Here is a 10,472-nt window from a genome sequence, read left to right on the forward strand (position 1 = left end):
CCCCCGGCCCCCGCCGCATCCGCCTCCACCTCCTGGTCGCGCTGCTGGTGCTCGCGCTGGTCCTCGCCATCGCGGGCATCGGCGGGGGCGCGTCGTCCACGATGCGGCCGTCCGAGGACCCGCGCACCCGGTGGCCGTCTCTCCGTCACCGGATCGCCGTGATCAAATACGTGCAGAACATCACAGAGGATGCACAGCCGTGCGACACTTGCACATCGCCATCGTCATCGTCGCCGCCGGCCGACTTCCGATGGACGATCACGACGAGGACTCATGGCACGCGCACGCATCACCTGGGTGGACACGGCGAAGGGCATCGCGATCATCCTGGTCGCCCTGGCCCACTCCGTGCAGTGGACCACGACGGCCGGGATCGCCCCCGACTCGTGGAACGAGATCAACCTCCTCCTCATCACCTTCCGGATGCCGTTGTTCTTCCTCGCCTCGGGGCTGTTCGCCGGCTCCGTGCTCACCCGGTCGTGGCCGGAGCTCTGGCGTTCGCGGCTGAGCCTGCTGGTCTGGGCCTTCCTGCTCTGGTCCGTGGTGCGGTTCCTCTTCTTCCTGGTGGTGCCCAACCCGGGCGGCACCGACGAGTCCGACCCGCTCGCGCTGCTCCTCCAGCCGGTGATGCCGCACAACGGGCTCTGGTTCCTCTACGCGCTCACGATCTTCTTCGTGGCCGCCAAGCTCGCGCAGGGCCGGATCGACTGGCGGGTGCAGATCGGCATCGCGACCGCGATCGCCGTGGTCTGGTACGCCGTCCGCTCCAGCACCTCCGAGGGCACCGGGAACATCGCCTGGGACGGGATGGCCCGCTACCTGATGTTCTTCCTGCTCGGCCTCTACCTGCGGAACGCGGTGATCGCGTTCGTGGAGCGCCGCGGGATCCTCAGCGGAGTCGGCTTCGGCGTGCTGTTCCTCGTGCTCGCCGGCGTGATCCTCGCCGTCCGCGCCCGCTTCCCGCTGCTGACGATCGGGCTGGTCCTGGTGAGCGTGCTGGCGGTCCTCGCCGGGCTCGTGGTCGCCCGCTTCCTCTCGAACCGGCGCGGCGCGGGCTGGATCACCTTCATCGGCCGCAACACGCTCCCGGTGTACGTGGTGCACGTCCTCTTCGTCTCGCTCGCCACGAGCGCCCTGCTGCTCTTCGACGGAGAGCGCTGGCTCGACGTCATCGGGCCGGTCGTGCCGCTCCTGGTCTGCGGGATCGGCGTCGCGGCAGCACTGGGCTACTGGCGCCTCACCCGCGACCTGCCCGTGCTGAAGTACGGCTTCCAGGCGCCCGCCTGGTTCTCCGGCTCCCGCTCGCGCGTCGACGCCGGCTGACCGCGGGGCGCCCGCCGACGGCGCCTCGGCATCGGCCCCGGGAGTCTCTTGAACAGTTTCCCAGAACCGATCTCGCGGATGTGCGCCTGGGAATCCGCTGAAGGCCCGTGAGAGGAAGTCTCAGCGCTCCGTCGCCCGCCTGATCGCTCGGCGTCGAGAGGCCGGCGGCGGCTGGTCCGACGGAGGCGAGCCCCGCTCGGCAGTCGCCGCGCGGGGGACTCCCTCGACGTCGAGAGGGACTGTCTCGACGTCGAGCGACCGGTCGGCGGGATCGCTCGGAGGGGCGTCCGGGGCCACCCCGGAAAGGGTGCCGCCAGGAGCTCGCGGAAGGCCGCACATCCGCCCCAGTACTGGGATCGGAGGCCGTCGGACCCCTTCCGCCGACCTACTCTCGGAGCTGTGAACGAACTCCTGGACCCGCTCCTGCTGTCGAGATGGCAGTTCGGTCTGACGACGATCTACCACTTCCTGTTCGTGCCGCTCACGATCGGCATGGCGCTCACCGTCGCGATCTTCCAGACCTGCTGGGTGCGCACCGGGAAGGTGCACTACCTGCAGCTGACGAAGTTCTTCGGGAAGCTCTTCCTGATCAACTTCGCGATGGGCGTCGTGACCGGGATCGTCCAGGAGTTCCAGTTCGGGATGAACTGGAGCGACTACTCCCGCTTCGTCGGCGACGTCTTCGGGGCCCCGCTGGCGTTCGAGGGCCTGCTCGCCTTCTTCCTCGAGGCGACCTTCATCGGCCTCTGGATCTTCGGCTGGGACAAGCTGCCCGAGAAGCTGCACCTGGCCACCATCTGGCTGACCACGCTCGGCACCACGCTCTCGGCCTACTTCATCATCGCCGCGAACGCGTTCATGCAGAACCCGGTCGGCTTCCGCATCAACGAGACCAAGGGCCGCGCGGAGCTCACCGACATCTGGGCGCTCCTCACCAACAAGGTCGCTCTCGCCGCGTTCCCGCACACGATCTTCGCCTGCTTCATGGTCTCGGCCGCCGTCATCATCAGCGTCGCGGCCTACCACCTCTCGCGGAACCAGCACCTCGAGACCATGCGCCCCGCGCTGAGGTTCGGCGCCTGGATGATGCTCGTCAGCGGCGGCCTGACCCTGTTCACCGGCGACTCGCTCGGCCTCGCGATGGTCGACACGCAGCCGATGAAGATGGCGGCCGCGGAGGCGCTCTACAGGACCTCCACGGGCGTCGACGCCTCCTTCTCCGTCTTCACCTGGGGCACGCCGGACGGCTCGAGCGAGCTGTTCTCGATCCGCATCCCCTACCTGCTCTCCTTCCTCTCGACGCACACCTTCACCGGCACGGTCGAAGGCATCAACGACCTCCAGGCGCAGTACACCCAGGTCTACGGACCCGGCGACTACACGCCGATCATCTGGGTCACCTACTGGTCGTTCCGCTGGATGATGGCCCTCGGCGTCCTGGCCATCGGCATCGCCGCGGCCGGCCTCTGGTTCACCCGGAAGGGCCGCGAGCCGAAGCAGTGGATGTGGAAGGTCGCGATCTGGGCCGCCCCGCTGCCGCTGATGGCGATGATCGTGGGCTGGGTCTTCACCGAGATGGGCCGCCAGCCGTGGCTCGTGTTCGGACTGCTGAAGACCGCCGACGGAGTCTCGCCCGGAGTGAGCGGCCTCGAGGTCCTGATCTCGCTGCTCGCCTTCACCGCGATCTACGGCACGCTCGCCGTGGTCGAGTTCCGCCTGATCAAGCGGGCCGCGCAGGCCGGCCCCGACGACGCTCCCGAGGTCGACGAGGAGAGCGGTCGCCCGCAGCTCGTCGGCACCGTCTACTAGGAGGCACCCCTCATGGATCTCGCCGTTCTCTGGTTCTGGATCGTCGCGTTCTTCTTCATCGGCTACTTCGTCCTCGACGGGTTCGACTTCGGCGTCGGCATGTCGCTCCCGTTCCTCGGGCGCGACGACACCGACCGCCGCGTGCTGATCAACACGATCGGCCCGGTGTGGGACCTCAACGAGACGTGGGTGATCGTCGCCGGCGCCGCCCTGTTCGCCGCGTTCCCGGAGTGGTACGCCACGCTCTTCAGCGGGTTCTACCTGCCGCTTCTGCTCATCCTGCTCGCGCTGATCGCCCGCGGCGTCTCGTTCGAGTACCGTCACCAGCGTCCGGAGGCACAGTGGAAGCGGCGCTTCGACACGATGATCGTCGTCGGCTCCGCGGTGCCCGCCTTCCTCTGGGGCGTGGCCTTCGCGAACATCGTGCAGGGCGTCCCGATGGACGCCGACCACAACTTCACCGGCACCGTCCTGGACCTGCTGAACCCCTACGCGCTCCTGGGCGGAGCGACGACCCTCCTGCTCTTCTTCACGCACGGAGTCGTCTTCGTCGCCCTGAAGACGGAGGGGGAGATCCGCGAGCGTGCGCGCCGCCTGGCGACCCGCGCGGGGCTGCTCACCGTGGTCGTCGCCGCGGTCTTCCTGGCCTGGACCAACCTCGGCCAGGGGAGCACCGCCTCCTGGGCGCTCTCGGCGGGCGCGGCCGCGACCCTCGTCGGCGGCTGGCTCGCCATCACGCGGGGCCGGGAGGGACGCGCCTTCGCGCTGCTGGCCGGCACCATCGCGCTCGCCGTGCTCGCCCTCTTCGCGACGCTGTTCCCCGCGGTGATGCCGGCCTCGAACGTCCCCGCCTACGGGCTGACGATCGAGAACGCCTCCAGCACGCCCTATACGCTGACGGTCATGAGTTGGACCGCCCTGGTGTTCGTGCCGCTCATCGTCGGCTACCAGGCCTGGACCTACTGGATCTTCCGCAAGCGCATCAGCCGCGCGCACATCCCGGTCGACGCCCACTGACGTGAAGCCCCTCGATCCGCGCCTGCTCCGCTACGCCCGGGCGGCCCGCGTGTTCCTCCTGCTCGGCGGGGTGCTCGCGCTGGCGAGGACCCTGGCGATCGTCGCCTTCGCGTGGCTCGTGGCGCAGCTGGTGGCCGGTGCGGTCGACGGGAGGAGCGCCGACGATCTCGCGCCGCTGCTGGCCGCCCTGCTCGCGGTCGTCGCGGCGCGGGCGGCTCTCGCCTGGGCGACCGAGGTGAACGCGGTGCGCGGAGGAGCAGGAGCGAAGGCGCAGCTGCGGCAGGCGGTCCTCGCCGCACTGGTCGAGCTCGGCCCGGCGGGCCGCTCCGAAGGGGGCTCGGGCGGGGTCGTCGCGCTGCTGGGCGGCGGACTGGACTCCCTCGACGGCTACTTCGCCCGCTACCTCCCGCAGCTGATCGCCACCGCGGTGGCGACGCCGCTCCTGACACTCGTGGTCTTCCTCGCCGATCCGCTCAGCGCGGTGTTCCTGGTGGTGACCCTGCCGCTCATCCCGGTGTTCATGGTGCTGATCGGCTGGGCGACCCAGGCCGTGCAGGCGCGGCAGTGGGAGCGGCTGCAGGCGCTCGCGTCCGGCTTCGTCGACACCGTCGGCGGCCTCGCAACACTCAAGATCTTCGGGCGGGCCGAGCGGCAGGCGACGCGGATCCGCGCGCTGACCGAGGACTACCGCGTGCACACGATGAAGGTGCTGCGGGTGACCTTCGTCAGCGGCTTCGTGCTGGAGCTCGCCGGCTCGCTCTCGGTCGCGCTGGTCGCCGTCTCGATCGGGCTGCGGCTCGTCGACGGCTCGCTGGGGCTGGCCGTCGGGCTGTTCGTCCTGGTGCTGGCGCCGGACGTGTTCCTGCCGGTGCGCCAGGTCGGTGCCGAGTTCCATGCGGCGGCGGACGGGGTGCAGGCGGCGGACCGCGCCTTCGCCGTCCTCGAGCGCGCGGCGGCCCTGCCCGCTCGCGGGAAGGCCCCGGCGGCGACGGGGGCGCTCGAGCTGCGGGGTCTCGCGGTCGACGACGGACGCGGGCGGACGCTCGCTCCTGTCGACGCGGTGCTCCCCGTCGGGTCGATCACCGTGGTGACCGGGCCCAGCGGGTCCGGGAAGTCGACGCTGATCGCCGCGCTCGCGGGCTTCGTGCCCTTCTCGGGCACGCTGCTGCTCGGCGGGTCGCCGGTCGCGGATCTGCGTTCGACGCTCGCCTGGGCGGGCCAGCGGCCCGACCTTCTCCCGGGGAGCGTCGCCTCCGCCGTCGGGCTCGGAGCACTCTCGCCGGACCCCGAGCGCGTGCGGCGGGCCCTGGCGATCGCCGCCGTCGACGTGGACCCCGAGCGCCGGCTCGACGCCGAGGGGACGGGCCTCTCGGGCGGGCAGAGCGCCCGTGTCGCCGTCGCCCGCGCTGTGCACCGCCTGCTCGAGCGCGGGTGCGCGGTGCTGGCCCTGGACGAGCCGACCGCCGCCCTCGACGACGAGTCCGAGCGGGCGCTGCTCGCCGGACTCAGGTCGCTGGCGGAGAGCGGGACGATCGTCGTCGTCGCCAGCCACCGGCCCGCGACCGTCGCGGCGGCCGACGCCGTGATCGCCCTGGCGCCGGCGGAGGCGGTCGCGAGGTGAACCGCTCCGACGTCCTCCGCGCCGCGATGCCCGGGCCGCGCCGCTTCCTGCCGGGTCTGTCCTTCGGGCTGCTCTCCTCCTCCGCCGTCGTGGCGCTGCTGGCCTGCTCCGCCTGGCTGATCGTCCGCGCGGCCGAGCAGCCGCCGATCCTGTTCCTCTCCATGGCCGTCGTGGGCGTGCGGGCGTTCGCGCTGGCGCGGGCCTTCTTCCGCTACCTCGAGCGGCTGACCGGCCACGACGCCGCCTTCCGCGCGCTCGCGGAGCTCCGGGCGGGCGTCTACGAGCGCCTGGTGCCGGTCGCGCCGGACGGGCTGGGCCGCGTGCGCCGCGGCGACCTGGTCTCCCGGGTGGTGGCGGACGTCGACGCCCAGCAGGACGTGCCGCTGCGCGTCGTGCAGCCGCTGGTCGTCGCGGCGCTGGTCGCTGCGGTCTCGGTGGTCGGCGTCTGGCTGCTGCTGCCGGCGATGGGCGCCGTGCTGCTGGCGCTGCTGGTCCTCGCCTTCGCCGGTGGGGCCCTGGGCGCCGGCCGGCTCTCCGCGCAGGCGGATCGCGAGCTGGCGCCGCTGCGCGGGGAGCTCGCCGAGCGCCTCAACCTGCTGGTCACCCGCCTCGACGTGCTCATCGCCTTCGATGCGGCGGGTGACGCTCTGGCGGACGTGGCACGCGCGGAGGAGTCGCTCGCCCGGGCGGCGCGTCGGCGGGCGGCCTCCGCCGGACTGGCCGCGGCCGTCCTCGCCCTCTGCTCGGGCGGTGCGGTCTGGGCGGGCCTCGCGCTCGGGATCCCGGCGATCGGCGACCTCGGCGGTCCGGCGCTGGGAGTCGTCGCGCTCGTGCCGCTCGCGGTCTTCGAGGTCGCCGCCGCCGCGCCGCTCGCCGTGCAGGCGGCACGCACCGCGCTCTCGAGCGCTCAGCGCCTGGCCGATCTGGACGCCGAGGCGGCGTCGCCGGCGCTCGCGACCGACGCGGACGTGGACCCGGATGCCCCGGCTCCCCGGGGCGCCGGCATCGTCCTGCGCGACCTGTCGGTGAGCTGGCCCGGCGCGCACACGCCCGCGCTGCGGGGCGTCTCGCTCGACCTGCCGGAGGGTGCGCGCGTCCTCGTCACCGGCGGCAGCGGCTCCGGGAAGACGACGCTCGCGCACGCTCTGGTGCGCTTCCTCGACCACTCCGGCAGCTACCTCCTGGGCGGGGTCGAGGCGCGGACGCTGCCGCAGGCGGAGGTGCGGAAGCGGGTCGGACTCGTGGAGCAGCAGCCGTACCTCTTCGACGACACGATCCGGCAGAACCTCCTCTTCGCGCGGCCCGAGGCCGATGGCGCCGTGCTCGAGGCGGTGCTCGAGCGGGTCGGGCTCGGGCCCTGGGTCGCTGCACGCGGCGGGCTCGACGCGCGGGTGGGGGAGCGGGGCTCGCTCGTCTCGGGCGGCCAGGCTCAGCGGATCGCCCTCGCACGCGCACTCCTGGCCGATTTCCGCGTCCTGGTGCTGGACGAGCCGACGGCGTCGGTGGACGCTCCCGTGGCCGACGCCCTGCTCGGGGATCTGCTCCGCGCCGCCGAGGGGCGGACGGTGGTCCTGATCGCGCACCGGGTCGATCCGGGCCTGGAGTTCGACACGCGGATCCGGGTGGCGGACGGCACGGCGGCTCAGGAGTACCGGGCCGCCTGAGCAGGCGTCCGGCTCCGCGGGGCGGTCGGTCCGAGCGGCCGTTCAGCCGTGCTCCGTCCGGACCGAGGCCCGCGCCAGGGAGGCCGCGCGCGCCAGGCGCCCGCCCTCCGCCTCCCAGCGGTCGAGGACCGCGTCCGCCCGGGTCCGCGCCGCACCGCGCAGCCCGGCCAGGAGCGGAGCGACGACGTCGCGGGCCAGCGGGTCGCTCAGCTCGTCCACGCGGGAGTCGCGGACGAAGCCCTCGAGCCGGGTGAGGTCGGAGCCGCGCAGCCACTCGGCTCGGGACTGCAGCAGCACGACGGCCGCCAGCCGCGGCTCGAACACCGCCTGCTCCCACAGCTCGGAGGAGAGGGCGGTCACGTCGTCGTGCTCGAGCGAGCGGAACTTCCTCAGCGCGTCGCGGACGGTGCCGCGGACCGCCCCGACCGAGGCGCCGGTCGAGTCGAGCCCTGATCCCAGGCGCTCGCGCACGTCCTGCGCGCGCCAGACGTCGCCCTCGTACTCCAGGGCCGAGCGGATGAAGTCGCCGGGGTCGCTCACCCGTCCATCATGCGTCGCGCGTCAGCCCCTGCTGGCCCAGACGGCCCGTCCGATGCCGTCGTACTCGACGAGGCGGCCGTCGTCCTGCAGCACGAGGCGGTAGGGCGCGACGACGCCGCTCTGGCCGATGCCGAAGGAGATCCTCGGGAACCGCAGCCAGAGGATCCGGGAGTCGGCCACGTCGAGCCGGCCCTCGGAGCTCATCGAGAAGGCGGCGCCGGAGGCGGAGGAGGTGTTCGTCGCCCAGTCCGCGCCGTTCGGCCCGTAGACGACGAAGTTGCCGTCGCGCTGCATCTCGGCCCGCCACTGCCCGCTCGTCGAGGTCAGCCGCGTGCCCGCGACGACGAGGCCGCTCGGGGAGAGCGAGTCGCGCACGACGAGCGCAGCACTGCTCCAGAGGACGCCGGAGTCGTCCGCGATCCGGAGATCGCCCTCGCGGAGGACCATCGTGGCGCCCGGCTCGCCGGACGTGCCCGAGGCCCAGACGGGCGCGCCGTCCGCGGTGTAGACCACGGCGTTCCCGTCGTCCTGCATCCGGAGGACGTTGCCCCGGCCGCGGGTGCCGCTCGCCCAGAGAGCCCCGCCCTGCCCGTAGACGACGAGGTTGCCGTCCGCCTGCATCACCGCCGTGGTGCCTCCCGGGGTGGCGAGCCGGTTCCCCGCGTAGAGGGTGCTGCCGCGGCGGAGGGTGTCGGTGCGCGGCTCGTCGATCCGGCCGCCGATGCTGCTGGCCCACGCGGCCGAGCCGCTGCGGCGGTAGATGACGAGATTGCCGTCGTCCTGCATCCGCAGCTCGCCGCCGGGGTCGGCCACCGTGCCGCTCGCCCAGACCGGGCGCCCGTCCGCGGCGTACACGACGAGGTTGCCGTCGTCCTGCATCCGCAGGCTGTCGCCGCGCCCCTGCGTGCCCGAGGCCCAGGTGGGACGGCCGCCCGCGGCGTAGACCACGGCGTTGCCGTCGGTCTGCATCACGAGGGAGGAGGCGCCGTCGGGGGACACCAGGCGCTCGCCGCGCGCGAGCTGCTCGCCGGCACGGAGGACCGCGGCGGAGGCGACGGCGGAGGACGCCGAGGGCGGGGCCTCGACCGCGGCGGCGGGCAGCGAGCCCAGCAGGAGCGCGCCCGTGGCGGCGAGCGCCGCGAGGGAGGCGGTCAGGGAGCGGCCGGAGGGGAGGTGCGTCATCGCAGGGGTCCTGTCGGGGAGGGCGGCGGGGTCGGGGGAATCGTCCCACGGCGGGGGAGACGACGACGCCCCCCGGTCCGGGGACCAGGGGGCGTCGTGGCGGAGGGGCGTCAGCCGCGGCTGGCCCAGACCGCGCGGCGGCTGTCGTACTCGACGAGGTTGCCGTCGTCCTGCATGACGAGCTTGTAGGGGCCGACCGACGCGGCGGGCGGGACGACCGACCATCCGCTCGTCGTCTCGGTGCCCACGGCGATCTGCCCGCTGGTGTCGAGGGCGAAGAAGCCGCCTGCGCGGGTGGTCTTCGACGCCCAGATCGGGCCGTTCTTGCCGTAGACGACGAAGTTGCCGTCCGCCTGCATCACCGCTCGGTAGACGCCGTTCGCGGAGCGGAGGAAGCTGCCCGCCTCGAGCGAGTTCGCCGCGTAGAGGGTGGTCGAGGGGAAGGCGGCCTGGCTGGTCCAGATCACGTCGTCGGACGGGTTCACGATGATCAGCGAGCCGGCGTTGTTGATGCCCAGGCGGAGGTCCTTGCCGCGCGTGCCCGAGAACCACTTGACGGAGCCGTCGGAGCCGTAGACGACGGCGTTGCCGTCCTTCTGCATGGTGATGCGGTTGCCGGAGCCGCCGGGGCCGGTGCCCCAGACGGCGCCCTGGGGGCCGTAGCCGACGAAGTTGCCGTCGTTCTGCATGACGGCGCTGAAGCGGCCGTCGGCGGAGGTGAGCTGGTGGACGGGGCGGAGGGTCTGCTCCGTGAACAGCGTGTCGGTCACCGGCTCGGCGATGACGCGGCGGACGCTGCTCGCCCAGGCGGGCGAGCCGTTCTCGCGGTAGACGACGAGGTTGCCGTCGGGCTGCATGATCACCGAGGCGCCCGCCTCGTTGATCGTGTTCGTGCTCCACACGGGGCCGCCCTTGGCGGAGTAGACGACCATGTTGCCGTCGGTCTGCATGACCAGGTGGTCGCCGCGGCCCTGGGTGTTCGTCGCGAAGGTGGGGCGGCCCTGCGGGTCGTAGACGACCGCGTTGCCGTCGGTCTGCATCCGGAACGAGTAGCCGTTCGTGCCCGAGACGATCCGCTGTCCGGCGGCCAGCTCCTCGCCGCCGACGAGGGCGTTGTAGTAGCTGACGGCCGCGCGGGCGGTCTGCTGGGCGGCCTCGGGCGACTCGCTCGCGGGAGCGAGGCCGGTCGGCGCCTCCTCGGAGGAGGACAGGGGCTTCTGCGGGTTCTCCGCGGCGAGGGCCGGGGTCGCGCCGAAGAGCAGGGCACCGGTCGCGACGAGCGCGATCAGCCCGGAGGCGAGGGGGCGGGGGGAGGG

At 72.9% G+C, this 10,472-nt stretch carries 8 protein-coding genes; 5 read left to right on the plus strand and 3 right to left on the minus strand.

Annotated elements, in window-relative coordinates:
* The first annotated feature begins 273 nt into the window (after positions 1–273).
* From C5C35_RS16405 to cydC, 5 genes are all read left to right on the plus strand, one after another.
* Positions 274–1,323: an acyltransferase family protein gene (locus C5C35_RS16405; protein WP_104348320.1), complete on the plus strand. Its 1,050-nt coding sequence runs from the start codon at positions 274–276 to the stop codon at positions 1,321–1,323.
* Between the two features lie 399 nt (positions 1,324–1,722).
* Entirely contained in the window at positions 1,723–3,132 is a 1,410-nt protein-coding gene (locus tag C5C35_RS16410) for a cytochrome ubiquinol oxidase subunit I (RefSeq protein ID WP_104261744.1), read from the plus strand.
* 12 nt (positions 3,133–3,144) lie between these two features.
* Positions 3,145–4,149 (plus strand): cytochrome d ubiquinol oxidase subunit II, encoded by a 1,005-nt coding sequence (gene cydB / locus C5C35_RS16415; RefSeq protein ID WP_104263596.1) that lies wholly within the window; start codon positions 3,145–3,147, stop codon positions 4,147–4,149.
* A gap of 1 nt (position 4,150) precedes the next feature.
* Complete coding sequence (cydD, locus tag C5C35_RS16420) at positions 4,151–5,770, plus strand: thiol reductant ABC exporter subunit CydD (protein WP_104263597.1); 1,620 nt, start codon at positions 4,151–4,153, stop codon at positions 5,768–5,770.
* Positions 5,767–7,434: a thiol reductant ABC exporter subunit CydC gene (cydC, locus tag C5C35_RS16425; RefSeq protein WP_104261742.1), complete on the plus strand. Its 1,668-nt coding sequence runs from the start codon at positions 5,767–5,769 to the stop codon at positions 7,432–7,434. The genes cydD and cydC overlap by 4 nt, the downstream gene beginning before the upstream one ends.
* Positions 7,435–7,476: 42 nt before the next feature.
* Here cydC and C5C35_RS16430 read toward each other — a convergent pair whose 3' ends face one another.
* The 3 genes from C5C35_RS16430 to C5C35_RS16440 form a co-directional block, all read right to left on the minus strand.
* A complete protein-coding gene (locus C5C35_RS16430) occupies positions 7,477–7,974 on the minus strand; it encodes a DNA alkylation repair protein (RefSeq protein WP_104225639.1) in 498 nt (165 codons plus the stop codon).
* Between the two features lie 21 nt (positions 7,975–7,995).
* Positions 7,996–9,156: a hypothetical protein gene (locus C5C35_RS17090; RefSeq protein ID WP_181134161.1), complete on the minus strand. Its 1,161-nt coding sequence runs from the start codon at positions 9,154–9,156 to the stop codon at positions 7,996–7,998.
* 110 nt (positions 9,157–9,266) lie between these two features.
* The coding region (locus C5C35_RS16440; RefSeq protein WP_104263598.1) for a hypothetical protein at positions 9,267–10,472 on the minus strand (1,206 nt) is incomplete at its 5' end.

The organism is Rathayibacter sp. AY1F8 (genome assembly GCF_002932165.1).
In the GTDB taxonomy this organism is placed as follows: domain Bacteria; phylum Actinomycetota; class Actinomycetes; order Actinomycetales; family Microbacteriaceae; genus Rathayibacter.

Excerpts from the sequence above, each read along its gene's own strand:
- cydB (WP_104263596.1), top strand. The coding sequence starts at position 3,145 with ATGGATCTCGCCGTTCTCTGGTTCTGGATCGTCGCGTTCTTCTTCATC.
- C5C35_RS17090 (WP_181134161.1), bottom strand. The coding sequence starts at position 9,156 with ATGACGCACCTCCCCTCCGGCCGCTCCCTGACCGCCTCCCTCGCGGCG.
- C5C35_RS16405 (WP_104348320.1), top strand. The coding sequence starts at position 274 with ATGGCACGCGCACGCATCACCTGGGTGGACACGGCGAAGGGCATCGCG.